Annotated in this window: 15 protein-coding genes and 1 tRNA gene; 7 read left to right on the forward strand and 9 right to left on the reverse strand. The window is 35.0% G+C overall.

Annotated features, from left to right (window positions below; all coding sequences use genetic code 11):
• Positions 1-79: 79 nt before the first annotated feature.
• Both P163_RS00225 and P163_RS00230 read left to right on the forward strand, forming a co-directional pair.
• Entirely contained in the window at positions 80-1,396 is a 1,317-nt protein-coding gene (locus P163_RS00225) for a hydroxymethylglutaryl-CoA reductase, degradative (protein ID WP_034886714.1), read from the forward strand.
• Between the two features lie 25 nt (positions 1,397-1,421).
• Positions 1,422-2,336 carry a GYDIA family GHMP kinase gene (locus P163_RS00230; protein WP_034886715.1) on the forward strand — a complete coding sequence of 305 codons (915 nt, stop codon included), beginning with the start codon at positions 1,422-1,424 and terminating at the stop codon, positions 2,334-2,336.
• Between the two features lie 208 nt (positions 2,337-2,544).
• On the opposite strand, the gene P163_RS00235 is transcribed toward P163_RS00230, so the two are convergent.
• From P163_RS00235 to P163_RS00260, 6 genes are all read right to left on the reverse strand, one after another.
• Positions 2,545-4,665 (reverse strand): peptidylprolyl isomerase, encoded by a 2,121-nt coding sequence (locus tag P163_RS00235; protein ID WP_034886717.1) that lies wholly within the window; start codon positions 4,663-4,665, stop codon positions 2,545-2,547.
• 96 nt (positions 4,666-4,761) lie between these two features.
• On the reverse strand, positions 4,762-6,051 hold the full coding sequence (locus P163_RS00240) for a hemolysin family protein (protein ID WP_034886721.1): 1,290 nt from the start codon (positions 6,049-6,051) through the stop codon (positions 4,762-4,764).
• A 194-nt stretch (positions 6,052-6,245) separates the two neighbouring features.
• Positions 6,246-6,809, reverse strand: a complete 564-nt coding sequence (gene lptC / locus P163_RS00245) for an LPS export ABC transporter periplasmic protein LptC (protein ID WP_034886723.1) — start codon at positions 6,807-6,809, stop codon at positions 6,246-6,248.
• A 5-nt stretch (positions 6,810-6,814) separates the two neighbouring features.
• A complete protein-coding gene (locus tag P163_RS00250; RefSeq protein WP_034887690.1) occupies positions 6,815-8,188 on the reverse strand; it encodes a tetratricopeptide repeat protein in 1,374 nt (457 codons plus the stop codon).
• Between the two features lie 19 nt (positions 8,189-8,207).
• Positions 8,208-9,452: a membrane protein gene (locus tag P163_RS00255; protein ID WP_034886732.1), complete on the reverse strand. Its 1,245-nt coding sequence runs from the start codon at positions 9,450-9,452 to the stop codon at positions 8,208-8,210.
• Positions 9,449-10,180, reverse strand: a complete 732-nt coding sequence (locus P163_RS00260; RefSeq protein WP_034886734.1) for a type III pantothenate kinase — start codon at positions 10,178-10,180, stop codon at positions 9,449-9,451. Before P163_RS00260 ends, P163_RS00255 begins: the two co-directional genes overlap by 4 nt.
• Positions 10,181-10,302: 122 nt before the next feature.
• Here P163_RS00260 and P163_RS00265 point away from each other — a divergent pair.
• Positions 10,303-10,375 (forward strand) — tRNA-Phe (locus tag P163_RS00265).
• Between the two features lie 81 nt (positions 10,376-10,456).
• Here the strand turns inward: P163_RS00265 and P163_RS00270 are convergent.
• The 3 genes from P163_RS00270 to P163_RS00280 form a co-directional block, all read right to left on the reverse strand.
• Entirely contained in the window at positions 10,457-10,843 is a 387-nt protein-coding gene (locus P163_RS00270) for a response regulator (protein WP_034886735.1), read from the reverse strand.
• Complete coding sequence (locus tag P163_RS00275; protein ID WP_051931015.1) at positions 10,840-12,813, reverse strand: PAS domain S-box protein; 1,974 nt, start codon at positions 12,811-12,813, stop codon at positions 10,840-10,842. The genes P163_RS00270 and P163_RS00275 overlap by 4 nt, the downstream gene beginning before the upstream one ends.
• A gap of 100 nt (positions 12,814-12,913) precedes the next feature.
• A complete protein-coding gene (locus P163_RS00280; protein ID WP_034886737.1) occupies positions 12,914-13,936 on the reverse strand; it encodes a helix-turn-helix domain-containing protein in 1,023 nt (340 codons plus the stop codon).
• 920 nt (positions 13,937-14,856) lie between these two features.
• On the opposite strand from P163_RS00280, the gene P163_RS00285 reads away from it, so the two are divergent.
• The 4 genes from P163_RS00285 to P163_RS00300 are packed head-to-tail and all read left to right on the forward strand — an operon-like array spanning position 14,857 to position 20,327.
• Complete coding sequence (locus tag P163_RS00285; RefSeq protein ID WP_034886740.1) at positions 14,857-15,192, forward strand: arsenosugar biosynthesis-associated peroxidase-like protein; 336 nt, start codon at positions 14,857-14,859, stop codon at positions 15,190-15,192.
• A 59-nt stretch (positions 15,193-15,251) separates the two neighbouring features.
• The gene (gene arsS / locus P163_RS00290; RefSeq protein WP_034886741.1) at positions 15,252-16,313 is read left to right on the forward strand and encodes an arsenosugar biosynthesis radical SAM (seleno)protein ArsS; all 1,062 of its coding nucleotides are present in this window, start codon (positions 15,252-15,254) and stop codon (positions 16,311-16,313) included.
• Between the two features lie 54 nt (positions 16,314-16,367).
• On the forward strand, positions 16,368-17,057 hold the full coding sequence (locus tag P163_RS00295) for a DUF2064 domain-containing protein (protein ID WP_034886743.1): 690 nt from the start codon (positions 16,368-16,370) through the stop codon (positions 17,055-17,057).
• A gap of 54 nt (positions 17,058-17,111) precedes the next feature.
• Positions 17,112-20,327: a SusC/RagA family TonB-linked outer membrane protein gene (locus P163_RS00300; protein WP_034886745.1), complete on the forward strand. Its 3,216-nt coding sequence runs from the start codon at positions 17,112-17,114 to the stop codon at positions 20,325-20,327.
• Positions 20,328-20,354 lie beyond the last annotated feature (27 nt).

The raw sequence follows: 20,354 nt of genomic DNA on the forward strand, positions 1-20,354 counted from the left end.
TTATTCTGCACACAATCAAATTCTTGGGTTTTATCAATAGTAAGAGTAATTGTATCTTTGGAATTCAAATCTTACTTAAATGAACAAACCTATTTCCGGCTTTTCCAAATTTAGCAAACAAGAAAAGATTAACTGGTTATCGCAAACTTATCTAAAAGATTCTGATACATCTGTAGCTGTGCTAGAACAATATTGGCATGAAAATGAAAAACTGCAGCAACTGCATGATGAGTTTACAGAAAATACGCTTAGTAACTTTTACCTCCCTTTTGGTCTTGCACCAAATTTTATGATCAATGGAGATCTTTTTGCGATTCCAATGACCATTGAAGAAAGTTCTGTGATAGCGGCTGCAAGCAAGGCTGCCAAATTCTGGCATTCTCGTGGAGGATTTAAAGCAACTGTTCTAAATACGGTGAAAATAGGCCAAGTACATTTTCTCTTTAAGGGAGATAAAAATAAATTAGAAGACTTTTTCAACTTTTGTAAACCCAAATTATTGTTTGCAGTAAGCTCTATAACCAAAAATATGGAGAAGCGCGGCGGTGGGGTTTTAGATATATCATTAAGAGATAAAACAGAATCTTTAGAAGGTTATTTTCAGCTTCACTGCAAGTTCGAAACTAAAGATTCTATGGGCGCTAATTTTATAAATTCTTGTTTAGAAAAATTTTCAGAAACCTTTAAATCGGAAGCACTCAATTATGAGCAATTCTCTCCTGAAGAAAAACAAATAGAGGTAATTATGAGCATTCTCTCTAACTATGTACCAGAGTGTATTGTTAGAGCTGAAGTAAGTTGTAAAGTTGAAGATCTTTCTGATGATAAACTTACAAAGCCAAAGATCTTTGCAGAGAAATTTCTTACTGCCATGAAGATCGCAGAAATTGAGCCCTATCGTGCAGTAACACATAATAAAGGCATCATGAACGGCATAGACGCCGTGGTACTAGCCACCGGAAACGATTTTAGAGCTGTAGAAGCAGGAATACATGCATATGCTTCCAGAAATGGGAGTTACAGTAGCCTCACTCACGCAAGTGTTGAGAATGGCATATTTAAATTCTGGATTGAAATACCATTGGCATTAGGAACCGTTGGCGGACTTACAAATTTACACCCCCTCGTAAAAGTTGCTATGGAAATACTTCAAAAACCTACTGCAGCACAATTAATGCAAATAGTAGCAGTTGCCGGTTTGGCTCAGAACTTTGCGGCCGTTAAATCTTTGGTGACTACAGGAATTCAACAGGGACATATGAAAATGCATTTAATGAACATACTCAATCAATACAATGCATCTAATGCAGAGAAAGATGAGCTAGTTCATTATTTCAAGCATCACACAGTTACTCACAGCAGTGTCTCTGAACAACTTGAAAAGTTAAGAGCCTAAGACCAATATTTAAAATTAGATTTCATTGAAAACATTTAGAAGCAACGGGAAACTTTTAATTACAGGAGAATATACGGTTTTAGACAAAGCACTTGCACTTGCAATACCTACAAAATTTGGTCAAACTCTAGAGGTTAAAGCTAACCAACATGACGCAATTAGATGGGAAGCTTATAAAAACAACGGGCAACTTTGGTTTAGTGCAAACTTAGATCTTGGGGATATTCAAAATGGAAACCAGAAAAACCTTAATACGATTGAAGAAACGAGGTTATTAGAAATTTTGCAAGTTGCAAATAAATTAAATCCAAAGACCTTGAGCGCTGTCACTGGACACAATGTAATTACCAGGCTAGAGTTTCCACAAAACTGGGGCTTAGGAAGCTCATCAACACTTATCAATAATATTGCGCTATGGTTTGAAGTAGATGCCTACAAACTTCTCTCTTCCACTTTTAAAGGAAGTGGATATGACATTGCCGCGGCAAATACAGATTACCCCATAACCTATCAGCTTACCAATAGCGGAAGAAGTATTCTCACCTCCAACTTCAACCCATCTTTTAAGGATAGCCTGTTCTTTGTACACCTAAATCAAAAGCAGAATTCCAGAGAATCTATAGCACATTATAAAGCTCAGGATAAAGAGTCCTTAATATCAGATATAGAAAAGGTATCAGCACTTACAAGAAGCTTTGTAACCTGTGAAACTTTAGAAGAATTTAAGCTGCTCATGAACATTCATGAAACCCTTATCTCTAGATTAATTAACACTCCTAAGATCAAATCTCAGCTTTTTCCGGATTTTAAAGGCGCTATAAAAAGTCTTGGAGGTTGGGGAGGAGATTTTATAATAGCTACCGGTGGAAGTGAGGAACAGGAATATTTTAAAGAGAAAGGTTATAATACCATCCTCACATTTTCTGAAATGACTTTATAGTCAATATCTCAAAATGATAATTTCTGCATTAAAGTTTATTAACTTTTCAGATTAACATGCCCAACTTATTATAGCATCTACTTTATTTTAAATCCAGAAATAACTTTAGCCCGAAATTTAAAGTCATATTCCAACAAAACTAAATTCCATAAAAAAAACCCGAAGCTAATAGCCTCGGGTTTTTTTAATATGATAAACTCAAATTCTACTAGTAGAACTTAGCTCTGTTATCTTCAATATCTGCATTTTCTTTAAGTGCAGTGAACACTCTTGCATTAACAGACTGTCTTCTTTTAAGCGTTTCCTGATTTGCGAATGCTCTATAAGATTCCATTTTTGGAGCCTTATTTATAGCATCAACCTTAACCACATACACACCTTTTTCTCCAGCAATTGGCTTACTCATTTCCCCTACTTTTTGAGAGAAAACTGCACCTACAACTTCCGGCTCACTTCCTGCACCTGCTAATGTTGGATTTTTAAGATTAATAGCGCTTGCGGTTTGCACACTAGAATTTTGAGATCTAGCGATATCCTCTAAAGAATTACCACTAATTTTCTCTTTGATAAGTTTCGCTTTCTTTTCTTTCATTAAGATCGGAGAAACTACTGCAGATGCATCTTCAGCAGATTCTGTTCCTTTTTTCTTAACAGCAGTTACCTGCGCTACCACATATCCTCCAGGAACTTCAAATTTCTTTATATCTCCAGCTTTAATTTCATCTTCAAATGCCCACTGTACAATTCTTCTTTGTGGACCTACGCCAGGAATGTTCTCATCTAGAGCCTTCATTCCTCTTACAGTTCTTACATTGAAATTGTCTGTTTTAGCTACATCATTAAATCCTTTATCCTTAGCATTCATTTCAAACTTAGTCACCTTAGTAAAAAGATCATTGATAGATTTTTCTGAAGCTTCTATATTTCTAGCAATAGTTGCCACTTTTACAGCACGCTCTTCAGCTGTTTTTTCTTCTATATTGATTACATGGTAACCAAAATCTGATTCTACAACTCCAATTTGCCCAGCGTTGTTATTAAAAACGAAATCATTGAAAGGTGCAACCATTCTTCCCGGTCTAAAATAACCAAGGTCTCCACCATTTGCCTGAGAACCTAGATCTCCAGAGAATTCCTTCGCTAGGTCTGCAAATTTAGTCTTATCAGACTTTACAATATTTAAAATACTATCTGCTAAAGATTTGGCTTCTGCTTTAGTTCTATTAGTTCCATTAGCAGTTTGAAGCCCTTGCCAAGAGATCATTATATGACTTGCTTTTGCAGAATCTGCCATTTGCTTAGCATCTACCATCTTAGTCACCTTCCAATAACCAGCTTCTTTGTAAGGTCCATAAACATCACCTTTGTTCAAGTTAAAGATCTGATCTTTATAATCACTCTTTATCTCATCCTGAAAGAAGTATAGATCTTGATATTGGATATCTGAATTCTGATTTACATAAGTTTCAATGTTCTCCGCATCTTTAAAACTTGGTAATGTGTCATTCTGATTAGATGCAGAATTAAATTGAACTCTGCTAGACATTACATCTGACACAGTAGATTTTGCTTCCGCTTCATCTTCTATAGAAGCTTCCTCCTGAAAATATACATATTGTATATCTCTTGCCATCTCAGTTTGAAATCTTTCTGAATGTTTTTTAACGTAATCTCTAATTTCATCTTTACTTACAGTAACCTCTGCATCTGCAATACTGCTGTAAGGAATTTGAACATACTTAAGATCTACATTATCATTCTCTAATTGATATGCTTGCTCACCTTCTAATAAGGTAGCTCCAACACCAGCTTTAATAAGATTGTAATAGATATTTTCTTTTGCAGCCTCTGCTACTGAATTCTCGTAGTTCAACCAGTTGTTGTAAGCTTCTGGAGAAGTTGCTTTTAAATTGGCAACATATTGTTGAAGTTTACTTTCATCAAACATTCCAGCTTCATTGGTAAAATTAGGGTTATCTGCCAATTGCTGACGCAATAACATTTTAACCTGAGCTTCTCCAACACCAATTCCTAGCTCTTCAAATTCTTCCTTTAAAATAACTTCTCTCAATTTCATGTCCCAAACTTGGTTCACCACTTGCGCAGTTGTAGCGTTTGGCCCCATGTTTCTTTGATAAGCTTCTACTTGTCTTGCAAAATCTTCACGACCAATTTCTTCACCATCTACCGTTGCAACTACGTTTTGAGACTTTTGCGAACTCATGCCTCCATTACGAATTACATCGGCAAGTACGAAAGAGAATAACGCCAGTGCAATGATAATTATTAAGAAAACTGAACGCTGTCTAATTTTATTTAATACTGCCATTTTTAGTTATGATTTATCTAATATAGTGGGCGAAAATAGTGTTTTTAGCCTAATTATAAAACTTAATATTTGCAAAATTTTAACGCTTTCCTCAAATTAGTCCTTATCCTTTAATTCCAGCTCTACTAATTCAATTTTTGTATTTGAAACTTCTAAGATCTTTATTTTAAAATTCTCTACTCTAAGCTCTTCAAATTGTTGCGGAATCTCTTCGGTATAATTAGTAATAAAGCCTCCAAGAGTCTCATAATTTTCCCCTACAGGTATATTCAACTTATATGCTTCATTCAAATAATCTACTTCTATTCTGGCAGAAAATTTATAATGATCTTCTCCTAGTTTCTCTTCAATTAAAATTACTGGATCATGCTCATCTTCAATTTCACCAAATAATTCTTCCACAATATCTTCTATAGTGATCATTCCGCTAGTACCTCCATACTCATCAATAACCACTGCAATACTTTTTCTCTTTTTAATAAGAATGTTTAATACATCTTTCACCCACATGGTCTCAGGAACAAAAACTACCGGTAACAAGGTAGATTTTAATGTTTTAGGCTTTTTAAATAATTCAAAAGAATGTATGTATCCAATAATATCATCTATAGTTTCATTATAGATAAGAATTTTTGAAAGTCCTGTTTCTGTAAAGGTCTGAATAAGGTCTTTTGGAGCCACGGTATGGTCTACCGCTACGATCTCTGTTCTGGGCACCATTACTTCTCTCGCTTTAATATCAGAAAACTCTAAAGCATTTTGAAAGATCTGAATTTCTGAATCTACCTCTTCATCAGACTCCACAGTTTCCATTTGCTCACTAATAAAATTCCCAAGATCTAACTTGCTAAAAGCTAATTGCACTTCATCACCATCAGTTTTAAAAAACCTTTTTAAGATCACGTCTGAAATCCATATGACGAAGGAAGAGATAAAACTGAACAGCAGATAGAATAAATAAGCAGGGAATGCAAAGAACTTTAAAAGTGAATTTGCGTAGATCTGAAAAAATACCTTCGGAAGAAATTCTGCTGTGAACAAGATCACCAATGTAGAGATCACCGTTTGTGTAAATAAACTAAAATCTACCACCAAAGCTCTTAAAAATGAATTATCTACAGGAAGTAGACTTCCAAGCCACATCATAATAAGGTCTCCCATATAAAAACCATATACAACCAAAGCTATGTTATTACCCACCAACATGGTAGCAATAAACTTTGAAGGTTTTTTAGTGAGTTTCTTTAAAACTTTTGCAAGAAATCCAGCTTGTCTTTTTTCAATCTCTATAAAGATCTTATTAGAAGAAACATAGGCTATCTCCATACCCGAAAAGAATGCGGATAAAATTAGAGTTCCTATAATTATGAGTATGTTAACTTCCATAAATTATGAACGATTGCCCTTCTCAATCCTTTTCCTAAACCTGCGTTTAAAGAAGAACATAAAAATTGCGAGTACGGTAAAGAAGATAAACAGATACGCTCTATTTCTTTCCAAGTTCCAAAGTCTTATGGTTTCAAACAGAAAGAAAGCTGCAATTACTAAATAAGCGTATTCAAAGTATTTAAAAAATTTCATCATTTGTTCTTTTCTTCAATTACCTGTATTCCCACATTGGTGCGAGAACGGAAATTACTAAAATTTAAATCGGAATCAAAGCCTTGCCCATCATTACGAGCTCCATTGGCAAACCTTATGGTATTTGCTTTATCTGTAAACACCCACGCTAACGATTGATCCCAAAATAACTGGTCTGCTTCCAATTTTGTACTATCAGATGTTACCAAAACAACATTACCCTGAAGATCTATTAATCCTGGACCATCATAGATAATAGCATAATTTGCAGTGACTGTATTCTTATTATTATCCTCATCAAAAAATTCGACTTTTACACCCTCAGGAAATTCTCTATAAGGAAATTCAAGATTGGTAAAATCTAACATCTTCGGACTTTTTAGAGTTGCTACCACCCTACCGGAATCTGTATATTTCAAGAACATCGCTTCCCCAATAGTTTGCGGACTATCTGCTTGTTGATCTAGCGCCCTAACCTGATTAAGATTGCCCTGACATGAAAAAAGCATTGTCACAGCGATAACTGTGACAATGCCTGAATATATATTTTGATATGTGATCATTGGTATTACAATGAAGGAACTCTCACGCTCTCACCAATCCAACATCCTATGCTGATTGATTGACCTGCTTTTCCAGCCTGGAAAATATCAGCTTTTTGAGGAGCTCTTCCTTTGTATGCAGCTACACTTTCATTTGCAACTCCACTTAAAGATGGATCTACACTTCCAGCTTTTGCAGCATAGTTAGCAGCTAACCAGTATACGGCTCTTTTACTAAAGGCATCTGTACCACAGCTGTTAGCACTTTGAGCGTACATATTTGCTATTTGCAAGTAAGCTCTTCCTGAAGAAGGCTTCGCTTGAAGCGCTTTTCTATAGTACGTTCTAGCCTGACCAAAGCTTCCTTTTTTCTTATAGTTATCTGCAATCTTCATGTAAACTCTAGACTTATCTGAAGGATTAGTTTCTAGATCTGCAGATTCGTTATAATATTTAAGAGCTTGAGAAGCTTGTCCTTTTGCATCCGCTAATTGACCTAAATAAAGAGCAGATTTTGCAGAAGGCTCAGCTTTGTGTAAAGCTTCAGATAATTTAAAGAAGATCGGATCTTCAGTACAATCTTTAGCAGACAATCTTCCTGTTGCAATTTTCAACCAAGAAACATCATCTTTTCTTGCATCAAAATCTTTATTGTAAAGAGGAATCAAGTTATCACAATCTGCTCTCTGACCTAATTTACCATTAATACTGCTTTTTACAGTACTATAAGCCTTTAAGTTGATCTCAGAATTCTTAACTAATCTTTCTTCTTTAGCAGTTAAAGCCGTTCCTGCTTCTTGTTTCTCTAAAAGTGGAGCAAGATTTTCTGCTAGAGAATTTTCTTCTTCTTCTACTTTAGAAACAACTTCATCATAGTTAGCAAATACATCTTCTAAACTTTTCTTTCCTTCATCTTGTAGATCTACAAGTAAAGAGAAGTAAGCATAAAGTGCTTTAGCACTAGTAAAGTTTGCTCTATCAGCTTTAAAAGCCTCATCAAATGCGTTGAATTGCTCTTCTTTAGTACCAATACCATTGTCATACTTTAACATTGCAATACTAGCCTGAACATCTCCAGCACTTGTTTTATTTGGAAAATATTTTAGACGATCATTCATTAATTGAATCATCTCTTCAATAAAAGCTGTTTTTTGATCTGCCTGAGCATTATCGATTTTATAATTAAGCACACGTTCCAAATATTGGAAGGTTGCTAAACTATATGTTGGGCAATTTTCTTTAACTTCCATTAAAGGCTTGTATGCTTGCTCATATCTTTGAGCTTTTGCATCATCATAAGCCAGCGCTGCCTTCGTAGCGCAATCTGCATTAGACTGAGCGTGTAGCACACCAGATCCTAATAACAATCCAGAAAGGGCAATTATAAATTTAGTTTTCATTTTCTTGTTTTTATTGTGGTTAATCAAATTTACGTTGCTGGAACCATTTGTCGTTCAAAGATAAACTTATTGAAACTTTAAAGAAGTTTTCTTTAATTAAACCAGAACTTGTTGTACCGCGCTGTCCATACTCTAGTCCTAAGTTTACATTTGAGAAATCTGTTCCTGCTGGTAGACCTAATCCAAAAGATATGCCAAACTCGTTGATATCTTCATTGTTGATACTTAAGCCAGTTTCTTCATACCTCACACCCGCTCTATAAACAACTCTACTTAAGTAACTTGTAATAGAATTATACTTAGGAATATAAAATCCACCCAACCTATATTGAGAGGCGTCTTTATAATTTGAATTCTGACCTGTAATTGAAGAATTAAGACCAAAATCGCTCGCTTTCAAGTTTGTATATTCTGCACCCATAAACCATTTGTTCACCTTTCCAAGTCCTGCACCTATGGTAAGCTGCCCTGGTAGCGTTAACTCATTGTCTTCAGAATTTACATCAACTTCATCTGTAACCTGTTCTGTACCATCCAGCCCAATTCTAACTGTTGCGGTATTCACCATTTTGTCTAGATTGATACTCATCTTAGGCGCAAAGGTGATTGCAGAGTACATTCTAAGCTCTTCCGATAGATCATGCTGATAGTCTAAACCAAAATTATAACTAAACCCTTTAAAGTCGTTTCTAGAAATTTCTCGAGTTCCATATTGCACTCCAGCCTGAAAAGCTGTGAATGTATTTTGAGAATTCCCAAAATTATAATCTGCTTCTACACCAATACTCAGATCTTCAGTTAGTGCATAACCAGCGGTAAGAAAAACTTTATTCATACCACCTCTACCTGTAAATCTATTGGCAGTTTCTTCATTAACATCTAAAATTCTATATCCAACAGAGGTATAAGGAATAAGGCCAAGACCAAAATTAAGTTTTCCGGTTGGGATACCAATCGCCAAATAATCTAAGGTTGTAGTTTTACTATTTTCCGAGCCTTCATCTCCCGTAAGCTTAATACTTTGTGTACTTCCTGCTACGGTATAGGTTGTTAACTTCAATCTTCCGTAAGCGGCAGGATTTCTTAGGTTCACATGTATACTATCTGAGAATAGCCTAAGCCCTCCCATAGATTGATTTTCTACAGTTCCTTTAAATTTATTGAGTCCAATTCCGTAATAAGAATAAGGGGAGGATGTTCCTTCCTGAGCAGCCATTAACACGGTAGATAACAAGGCTACGATTATTATAAATCGTTTAATCATTGAGATTTATTAAATTCTAAAATATAATTCAATCCTTCGAGGAGGAAATTAGAGTTCGCAAAGATGCTATTTTTTAATCGTTTACACAAAAATTGTGCATCTCCGCCTGTCAAAATAATTGTTAAATCTTTATACTGAGAACTATAGGCATTTATCACCCCATCAATTTCAGCTGTAATTCCCACAATAACACCAGAATGCATGCTATTTTTAGTGGAATTACCAATAAGTGCTACATCTTCTTCTGGTTCTAATAACGGCAAATTTTGAGTAAACGTATTTAACGCACTATATCTCATTTGCAATCCGGGAGAAATCGCACCTCCAAAATATTCATTTTTGCTAGTAATAAAATCGAATGTGATACACGTGCCGGCATCAATAATTAACACATTTTGCTTTGGATATTGAAAAGATGCTGCAGACACCAGCGCTGTTCTATCATTCCCCAGAGTTGAAGGAGTAGCATAAAGGTTCGTAAAGACTTTTGGAAGCTCGGGAGTAAGAATAGTGAGATCTAGCGTTTCCTCGATCTTTTGAAACCACTTTGGAGAGGTTTTAGCTACCGAAGAGACCATACATTTGCTAGTTTGAGGGTACTTTTGAATTATTTCTTCAAAATTTTTTAAAAAATCTTGTTTGAGGCAAATTTTTTTTGTGATGAATTTACTTTGCTGAAATACAGCCATTTTGACCAACGTATTTCCAATATCGACGACTAGATTCATAGGTTTAATTTAAAAAAACGAAGTTACAAAAGCATTTTTTTAAAATTTCATTTGTGAGAAAGTAAAATTGAAATTATATTTGCACCCGCTTGAGAGGCTTACTACAAGTTTTTAAAGCAACTGGTGCCTTAGCTCAGTTGGTAGAGCAAAGGACTGAAAATCCTTGTGTCCCTGGTTCGATTCCTGGAGGCACCACCTTAAAAACCCCTAGACATTTGTCTTGGGGTTTTTTTAATATATAGAGATTGAGGAATTTGATTAAAGAAGGAATATCTACTAATACAAATTTTCTCCAAGCTCTTTAAGCTTTGCAATGCTTACGGGTTTACTTAGAAATCCGGAGATCTCCGGGATCGCATTTGCCTTAGACTTATCTGAGGTTGCTATAGAAGAAGTAACTATATAGATCTTGGTTTCTTCTGCAAATTGAGGTCTGTATTCTTTAAGTGCTTCCAGAAATTGCCAGCCATCCATTTCGGGCATATTTATATCTAACAAGATCACTGTTGGTAATGAAACTTCTGAATTTTTAAAATAATCTAGGGCTATATCTGCACGACTATACACCACGATCTCACCAAAAGCAGCCGTGCGGTTTATCATCTTTTTTATGATGAGCTGATAGATCATATCATCATCTATAACACAGATATCTTTTTTCATTTAAAATGCACTTTAAAATTTGAACCTTTTCCCACAGTGCTTTCTACATTTATTTTAGCATCCATGGCATCCAATTGATTTTTTGTGATAAATAATCCCACTCCCCTAGAATTAGATCTCCCGGTGAACGTTTTATACAATCCAAAGAGTTTATCTCGATGTTTTTCTAGATCTATACCAATACCATTATCTGCAATTTCCAACACCCAACCGGCACCTTCTTTTCTCCCGGTAATAGTTACTTCTAACGGAACCGCTTTGTTTCTATATCTTAACGTATTAGATAAGAAGTTAAGCAATACACTTTCCATATAGGCCGCATTAAAGTCTACAACCATCTCTTCAGGAACCTTAATATTATAAACAGCATTCTTCTTCTCTATTTCGATCTTTAACAGATCTAAAGTTCTGTTTATATATTTAAGCATAGGAACTGGCTCTATTACCAGATCTATATTAGAATGTATAGAAGTAACATCATTTAGATCTACCAAGGTTTGATTAAGCGAATCTGCCACGTTAGAAAGCATCTCAATATATTTTATCTTCTCTTCTTCAGACTCTGAATACTCATATAAATTTAATATGGATTGAAAATTACTAGAGTGAGATCTCAAATTATGAGAAACAATATATGAAAAGTTAAGCAATCTTCTATTTTGATCCATTACCGTTTGATAAGAACGCTTAAGATCTGTTTCTGCCTGCTTCTTTTCTGTAATATCTTCCACAATAGCAACATGAGTGGTAGGGGATTCTCCTTCATGCCACATTGCCGAAACAGTAAGTTTGATCCAGACTACCTCTTTATCTTTTCTTATAATACGCTTCTTCATGGTGTATTCTTTAAATACTCCGGCTCTTAAGCGTTCCATGTTTTGCATATCTTCCTGTAGATCTTCCGGATAAGATAGCTGCATATAATCTAAGGTTAAGATCTCTTCTTTACTATACCCTATAAGTTCTCTGCATTTTTTATTGGCATCTAAGATCTTTCCGGTACTTGAATCTAAAAGCGCTACGCCAATGGCAGCCTGATTAAAAATACTCCTAAATTTCAATTCACTTTTAATTAATTCTCCCGCCTGAGAATTAACGAGCGCCTGTAATCTTGCTGGTTGTTTTAATAGCTGAAACATCGCCCAGCCTAAAAATAAAGAAGATAAGATCACCAGGATCAAAAAAGGAAGAAGCATATAGAAATTTGCATTCCGGTTTACCGGAGATATGTAGAATTTCCAGTCGCCATCAGGCAAAAGTACTGTTTGTGAATAAGATCTATCTAGCTCCGCTTTGTTTGGAGAATAAACAATCTCCTCTCCTGTACCCTTTTGTATCTTGGAAAATTGAAAATTATACTTATCCCCTACCAATGGGAATATGCCCGACTTATCTAATAGATTATCGAACTTTATAATAATAGCAGAAAAACCCCAGAACTTATTCTTAATAAAGACAGGGAGTCTCCCTAAAATTGCATATCCACCCTGCCGTAATTCAAAGGGACCTGCAAAATACATTTTACGTAATTGTATAGCTTTATATGCTTCTGCATTTATTTTGCTGTCTTTTAAGATATCATATCCAATAACACTCCTATTTTCTTCAAATGGATATACTTGCTGAATAACACCTCCGGGCACCATTTGAACTCCATCTATAAAGGGATTATCATCTACCAGGGATGGAGCTACTTCATAAAAATTATTAACAGATCCAGAATCATCTATGAGCAACGCCAGACTTAAGGCTACAGAATAACTGTTTTTTAGAGAGTGATTTATATTTTGCTCAACAAGATTAATGATATTGGTCATCTCTCGCGTATCCGATTCTTTTAAGATCTGATAGCGTTGCCAAAGACCGAATAGCCCAATAGATAGAAAGAAGATCGTTGTACAAATAGCAACCACAAGTGGGCGCTTAAAAAAATTAGTGAAAATCTTTAAGAGCCTGGAGGTTGAATTCATATTATAGACAATGAATTATAAAATTGAGCTGCGATAATGTAATGCTTGTGGAATCTAATTTACACGTATAACTAACTTCAAAATAATACTACCTTATTACCTATGCGCTGGTAGTTTTTCGTGTTTTCAGGAAATATTTCGGATTTACCCCGTATTTTTCTTTAAATATCTTAGAAAAATAACTCCTGTTATTTAAACCAATGGCGATCACTATTTCAGAAATGTTCTTTTCTGTTGTCATTAGCATTTCCTTGGCTGCTTCTAATTTTTTATGCTGAATATATTTATTTACCGTAAGATCATACACATACTTAAAGCCTTCCTGCAATTTATTAACGTTGGTCCCTGCCTCTTTAGCAAGACTTTCTACCGTTAAATTACTGGCAAGATCACCCATAATACGTTTGGCTACGTAATCTACCTTATGAATATCAGATTTTCTTAAAATGGTTGGTAATCTATCTTCGGCCTCATCATCTTGATATTGCGCGATCTGAATGACCAACATATGAAAAGACTTCCCTTCTAAGAAAATAGATCTCAAAAAGCCTGTGTAATCTTGTGTGTTCATCTCCTCCATAATATCTGCAGCTTTTATACTGTAGTTACCCTGATAGAAGAATTTATTTTTAGAAACAGAATCTTTGAACAGATCTTTAAGAGTTGGATCTAGATCTCTAAAATCGTAATTAGTTCTGTGAGAAAAACGAGATCTAATAATTTCCAAACTAGATACATGTGTTTGCACATTAGCCTTAAAATAAAGCACATGCCCATTATACCCGCTACTGGAAACTATAATATTTTGATAAGCATCCATTTCGTGAACTTCTTCACTTTCCTGAAAAGAATGAGCTACCTGCCCTTCCGAGCAAAATATGAATTTAAGAGGATGAACAGTGTTTAAAGAGAAATGAATAGAAACATCCTGATAGAACTTACAATTGTAAGAAACTATACCCATACCACAATCAAAACTGATGCCCCTAATATATCCTTCTCCAAATTCTTCTGGAACATGAATAGTGAGCTCTCCACTTCCATTTACAACAGGAGCATTTAAGTGCTCTGAAATATCTTGAAGAATTTCTACTACAGGTAAGGTCTTAACGTCTATTCTCATAACAATACTTAAACTCACTGAAATTTCTGGCGAGTTCCAGCCACAAAATTAACAATAATTTACAACTTATCCATCTTTATCGTAAAGACGTAAAAATAAGGGATGATAATTCTAAAAAACAATAAACCTACTAAAATAGAAGCATTGGAGGTAACTTTAATTCGTATAACGTTACTCCATACGAAAAAAGATAAATAATTAAAATTTAAAGTTTTGTTAAAACTATCAATTTAAATTTTAATAACGTTAACTCCCTCTTTAAAATAAATTGATATTTGTGGTATCAGTATTAGCAAAGATCAATTTGTTATTTTCTGAGTTAAACTATACACCATGAATATATTATATTATTTAATGGGGTTTGAGGTACTACTAGTAGTCTTTCTAACTGTTTTCTTTTTCCGAAAAATAAAGAGAACGCTTCGCAATAAAGATAATTGATCTTAGTTAGATCAATTTTGAAACTTCCCCTAAGTTACATTTTCAAACAAATGTCTATTTATCTAGACATTTAAAATCAGAGGCATAAAAGCATTTTTTTAGATCATTTTTTTTTAATATTAGATGATCATATTCAATTTGAAACAAAAGGCAGCTATTTAAAATAGTTGCCTTTTTAAATTTAAGCCGCTCTGTAAAAAAGCGATCTTCAAACTACTTCTACACTAAATGTAAGTACACTTTTAATCCTTTAAATTGAAAAGCCTAAATTCTAAGTTTAGTTATATTTTGATATTCAGCTTATACATTTTAAAATTGATAAGAAAAAACTACAGAAAGCTTAATTATTTTAAATAATTACTACTTAAAATTATGAATCATTTCTTTAACTTATATATTTACTGCAAAACCAAAACAGACACAGTTTCGTAAGTATTACAATTACTTGCGATTAATTCTAAATACAAACCTTACTTATTATGTCTAAAACTTATTATGATCCAGCCGATCTTAGAAAATTTGGAAAAATTACAGAATGGAATGAAGAATTAGGAACCAAGTTCTTTGATTATTACGGAAAAGTATTTGAAGAAGGAGCCTTAACCGCAAGAGAGAAATCACTAATTGCCTTAGCCGTTTCACACGTTGTACAATGCCCTTATTGTATAGACGCTTATACAAAAGACGGACTTCAAAGAGGAATTAATAAAGAGGAAATGATGGAAGCTGTTCATGTTGGTGCTGCCATTAAAGGTGGAGCAACCCTGGTTCACGGAGTGCAAATGATGAATAAATATGACAAATTAAGCATGTAAGATGGCTTGGAATCTCAATTCTTGCTGGATCGAGATTATAATATATTGAACTTATATCTATGACCTTATTAAAATCGTTGTCGGCTAGAAAAGATGATCTATCCAGTCCAGACAATCAATTAAAATTTTTAAGCAACGGAATATTTCGTGAAGGCGAACTGCCTTATTTTAAAGATAAGATCGCCGAAACAGGACATTTTCCTCTAAAGCCTAAAAAACTAGAGATCCTACAGCTTAATCTTGGTTATATGTGTAATCAGGTATGTTCTCATTGCCATGTAGATGCAGGTCCGGACAGAAAAGAGATTATGACCGTAGAGACCATGAAGCAGTGCTTGGAAGTTATAAAAACTACCGGGGCTCATACGCTAGATCTTACCGGTGGAGCGCCAGAGATGAATCCAAATTTTAGATGGTTTGTTGAAGAAGCTTCTAAAGCAGGTATCAAAGATTTTATTGTAAGATCTAATCTTACCATCATCCTTGCCAACAAAAAATACCACGATCTTCCGGAATTCTTTAAAGAACACAATGTCCATGTAATTTCATCTTTACCTTATTATAAGCGAGAGAAAACAGACAAGCAGCGTGGAAGTGGCGTTTTTGATAAATCCATCAAAGCTTTACAAATGCTGAATGAAGTTGGGTATGCAAAAGAAGGTACCGGTTTAAGATTAGACTTGGTCTACAATCCTTCAGGAGCTTTTTTACCAACAGATCAGGAAGCGATGGAGCGCGACTTTAAAGAAGCTTTAAAAGAAGATTTCAATATAGATTTTGGGAGTTTATTTGCTATTACCAACCTTCCTATAAGTAGATTTTTGGAGTTCCTTATAGCTTCAGAAAATTATGAAGATTATATGTATGCCTTGGTAGAAGCTTATAATCCTGCAGCGGTAGAAAATGTAATGTGTACCAATACGATCTCTATTAGTTGGGATGGCTGGTTATACGATTGTGATTTCAACCAGATGTTAGATCTTAAAGTAAATAGTAAGGTGAAGCATATTAGCGAGTATAATGAAGATTTGCTTAACGACAGAAACATTATCATTTCTCAACATTGTTATGGCTGTACCGCAGGCGCCGGAAGTAGCTGCCAAGGAACAGTTATAGACTAAACAAAAAAATTATAGAACAACGCTAATAGCTTTTACGAAGCCACCTCTTTTTAAATGACCAAAAAAACTGCTGTCTTGATATTTGCAAATTCTTCTGCGGAAGAGCAAATGCAAAAGGCTATTCCTAAAGGTCAGGCATTATTTGATGTTCTAAATAATAAGACACTTAAAACCGTTCAAAGATCCGAATTACCCTATTTTCTTTATACTGAAAAAGAGCAAAAAGGAAATTCGTTCGGGAGTAGATTTGTAAACGCAATTCAGGAAGTATTTGATCAAGGTTTTACCAATATTATAACTATTGGAAATGATACTCCACAGCTTACAACATCTCATTTAATTGCTGCCGCAACACAATTAGAAGCAAATAAAGTTATAATAGGACCTTCTACCGATGGAGGTTTCTATTTAATGGGAATTGAAAGATCACAATTTGATGCAGCAACATTTCTAGATTTACCGTGGCAATCTTCCAAACTTTGCAAGTCTCTAGAAGCGGTTTTAAACAAAACCTCTACCGAAATTGTAAAATTAGAAGTCTTGAATGATCTTGATGGTTTTAAAGATCTCTCATTTTTTAGAAATTGCTTTAAAGGAATTTCAGTAGAAATTACAAAACTGATTCTTGCTCTTTTCAGCTCAGGCAAAAAAGTTAATAGTCTTCCGAATATTCTGATACCCCGTTTACAATTCCGAATCTTATTCAATAAAGGCTCTCCAAACCTTATTGTTCCTTCCTTATAACCCAACCGACATCTTTCGGTTTTCGATTATTTATTATTTCACATATATTATCTGATGAAAATTATATTCATGTGCCTGGCATTTTGCCTTGCAGCAACTGGTTTTGCTCAAACTAAAATTACAGGAAAGGTTTCAGACGCTTCTGGAAATGGAGTTGCTTTTGCCAACGTTGTACTTAAAAACACAAATACAGGAACTACCACAAATGATGATGGTTTCTATAGTTTAGAACTTCCCAACCTCAACGGAACTTTAGAAGTATTTACTCTTGGTTACCAAACGGTAAGCATTCAAATTAATGGTCAAAATAATATCAACGTTACTTTAAATGAATCTGCTACAGGTTTAAATGAAGTAGTGATCACCGCCCTCGGACTAAAAAGAGAAACCAAAGAATTAGGATATGCTGTACAAAGTATTCAGCAAAAAGAAATTTCTGAAGTCAAAGCGGTCAACTTCTTAGACAATCTTAGCGGAAAATTAGCCGGAGTAAGTATTAGTCAAGGTGCTACTGGGGTGGGTTCTACTTCTAAGATCACCATTAGAGGGGAAGCTTCTTTCTCTAATAACAATCCGCTATTTATTGTAGATGGAACTCCAATTAACAACAACACTGTTTTTGCTAATACTTCTGAAGCTGCCGCAGGATTTCAAGAAGTAGATTTTGGTAACGGAGCGATGGAAGTAAATCCTGATGATATTGCGTCTGTTTCGGTTTTAAAAGGAGCAAGTGCAGCAGCTTTATATGGAACTAGAGCTTCCAACGGAGTGATCATTATCGAAACTAAGAACGGTTCAAAAGCTAAAGGCATGGGGATTAGTATTAATACCAGTCTTTTTATAGATACCGCTTTTCAACTTCCGGAATTTCAGAATGAATACGGACAAGGGAATTCCGGGAAATTTGAATTTAAAGATGGCCTTGGTGGTGGAGTTAATGACTTGATTACATACAGCTGGGGCCCAAGATTGGATCAGGGAACTTTGATACCTCAATATGATAGTCCTGTGGTCTTACCAGATGGAACTATTGTTCGTGGTGGTGATACTTCGCTGTATAACGACCTTCCCATTACTCCCACTCCTTTCAATTCTCATCCAGATAATTTAAAAGATTTCTATGAGACCGGTGTTACAACCATCAATAATATATCGGTTTCTTCCGGATTTGAAAAAGGAGATTATAGACTTTCTTTTACAGATCTTAGAAGTGAATCTATTATTCCGGGTGTAAATCTAGACAGACAAACCGTGGCTGCTAAACTCAATTTTAAGCCGCTAAAAGGAATGAGCATAAACTCCACTATTAACTATGTGAATTCCGGAAGTGATAATAGACCTGCCAATGGATATGGTTCAGAAAATCTAAATTACTCTCTTGTAGCTTGGGGCCCGAGATCTTTGAATATTCAGAATTTAAAAGATTACTGGCAACCGGGTCTGGAAGATGTGCAGCAGATCTCTTATAATTATACCTATTTTGATAACCCATATTTTATGCTCTATGAAAACACCAACTCCTTCAACAGAGATCGTGTTTTCGGAAATCTTTCTATCAAACAAGAGATTACAGATCATTTAAGTTTGGCGGTACGTACCGGAATGGATTATTCTAGTGAAAACCGTCAGTTCAAGAGAGCATTCAGCTCCAATAGATTCAAAAATGGTGCTTATGGTGAACATGAGGTTTTCTTTAGAGAGATCAACACAGATTTCCTTCTGAATTATAACAACGTTTTTGGAGCTATTTCTGCTGATATTTCTTTAGGTGGAAACAGACTTGATCAAAAAGCTTCTACCACTCAATCACAAACCACCGCTTTGGCGCAGCCCGGAGTTTTTAAATTGAACAATGCTGCCTCTCCAATTGAAGTTTTTCAATATGAATCTCAAAAGCGAATCAATAGCATGTATGGAATTGCGAAATTTGGATATAAAGATTTCTTGTTTTTAGATGTTACCGGAAGAAATGATTGGTCTAGCGCTCTTGACACACCATATTCTGTAGCTAATACTTCATTTTTCTATCCTTCAGTTTCGGGAAGTTTTATACTTTCAAATGTAACAGAATTGCCTCAATTCTTCTCTTTTGCGCAGCTTAGAGCCAGTTGGGCACAGGTAGGAAATGATACAGATCCCTATCAAACCACAGGAGCTTTTGTTTCACAAACACCTTATATGTCTCAACCTACTTTTAGCGATCAGAACATCATCTCTAATCCTAATTTAAAGCCAGAACGAACTACTTCTTATGAAGTAGGTGCCGATATCAGATTCTTTAAAGACAGATTGAATTTTGACCTTACGTATTACAATGCCCTGACAGAAGATCAGATTTTATCCTTACCAATTGGGATCTCTTCCGGATATACACAAAAAGTGGTGAATGCAGGGAAAGTTAGATCTCAGGGAATTGAGATCATCGCAGGCATTACTCCTATTAGAAATAGCAATTTTAGCTGGAATAGCACCTTGAATTTTAGCAAAAATGTGTCTAAAGTAGAAGAACTTCCGCAGGAAGCAGGAAGATTGACGTTGGCTTACAATAGAATTTATGACAATCCAGATCAAACGGTTTGGTTACAAGTAGAAGAAGGCGGAAAAATTGGAGATCTGTATGGAACCGGGTACTTAAAGAATGAAAATGGAGATTTCATCTTAACGGAAGCCGGAAGATATATTGCAGATAATAACCTTCAGAAATTAGGTAACTACAACCCAGATTTTATGCTTGGTTTCAACAACCAATTCAACTATAAAAATTGGGACCTTAGCTTTTTATTAGACTGGAGACAAGGTGGAATTTTAGTTTCAAGAACTTTAGCTTTAGGAGCTGTTGGAGGCCAGTTAGAAGAAACTTCTTATAGACCGGAAGCGGGAATAATTGCAGATGGAGTAGTAAACACCGGGACTTCAGAAAATCCAATTTATGTGCCTAATACCACAGCAGTTTCTGCAGAATCATATTACCGTCAGTATTACGATAGAAATCATGAAGAGAACAACGTTTATGATGCTTCTTACCTAAAATTAAGACAATTTGCTGTAGGCTATACTTTTAACCTGAACGAGGGAGCACTTGGGTTTATGAAAGATGGAGCAACCATCAATCTTTCTTTGGTTGGAAGAAATCTATTTGCATTTAGTGAAATTCCTCATTTTGATCCTGAACAATTAGCGGTGCAAGGCAACGGATTTGTAAGTGGTGTAGAAGATATGTCTTATGCTACCACCCGAAGTTTTGGATTTAAAGCAGGAATTAATTTTTAGGCGATAATAGCCTTTTAAAAATAGTAT

The organism is Gillisia sp. Hel_I_29 (assembly GCF_000744275.1).
Classification (GTDB): domain Bacteria; phylum Bacteroidota; class Bacteroidia; order Flavobacteriales; family Flavobacteriaceae; genus Gillisia.

Bases quoted from the DNA above. Each gene is read 5' to 3' on its own strand.
- P163_RS00280 (WP_034886737.1), bottom strand. From the start codon at position 13,936: ATGAGAATAGACGTTAAGACCTTACCTGTAGTAGAAATTCTTCAAGAT.
- P163_RS00300 (WP_034886745.1), top strand. From the start codon at position 17,112: ATGAAAATTATATTCATGTGCCTGGCATTTTGCCTTGCAGCAACTGGT.
- P163_RS00295 (WP_034886743.1), top strand. From the start codon at position 16,368: ATGACCAAAAAAACTGCTGTCTTGATATTTGCAAATTCTTCTGCGGAA.
- P163_RS00285 (WP_034886740.1), top strand. From the start codon at position 14,857: ATGTCTAAAACTTATTATGATCCAGCCGATCTTAGAAAATTTGGAAAA.
- lptC (WP_034886723.1), bottom strand. From the start codon at position 6,809: ATGATCACATATCAAAATATATATTCAGGCATTGTCACAGTTATCGCT.
- arsS (WP_034886741.1), top strand. From the start codon at position 15,252: ATGACCTTATTAAAATCGTTGTCGGCTAGAAAAGATGATCTATCCAGT.
- P163_RS00255 (WP_034886732.1), bottom strand. From the start codon at position 9,452: ATGATTAAACGATTTATAATAATCGTAGCCTTGTTATCTACCGTGTTA.
- P163_RS00270 (WP_034886735.1), bottom strand. From the start codon at position 10,843: ATGAAAAAAGATATCTGTGTTATAGATGATGATATGATCTATCAGCTC.
- P163_RS00275 (WP_051931015.1), bottom strand. From the start codon at position 12,813: ATGAATTCAACCTCCAGGCTCTTAAAGATTTTCACTAATTTTTTTAAG.
- P163_RS00240 (WP_034886721.1), bottom strand. From the start codon at position 6,051: ATGGAAGTTAACATACTCATAATTATAGGAACTCTAATTTTATCCGCA.
- P163_RS00260 (WP_034886734.1), bottom strand. From the start codon at position 10,180: ATGAATCTAGTCGTCGATATTGGAAATACGTTGGTCAAAATGGCTGTA.
- P163_RS00225 (WP_034886714.1), top strand. From the start codon at position 80: ATGAACAAACCTATTTCCGGCTTTTCCAAATTTAGCAAACAAGAAAAG.
- P163_RS00235 (WP_034886717.1), bottom strand. From the start codon at position 4,665: ATGGCAGTATTAAATAAAATTAGACAGCGTTCAGTTTTCTTAATAATT.
- P163_RS00250 (WP_034887690.1), bottom strand. From the start codon at position 8,188: ATGAAAACTAAATTTATAATTGCCCTTTCTGGATTGTTATTAGGATCT.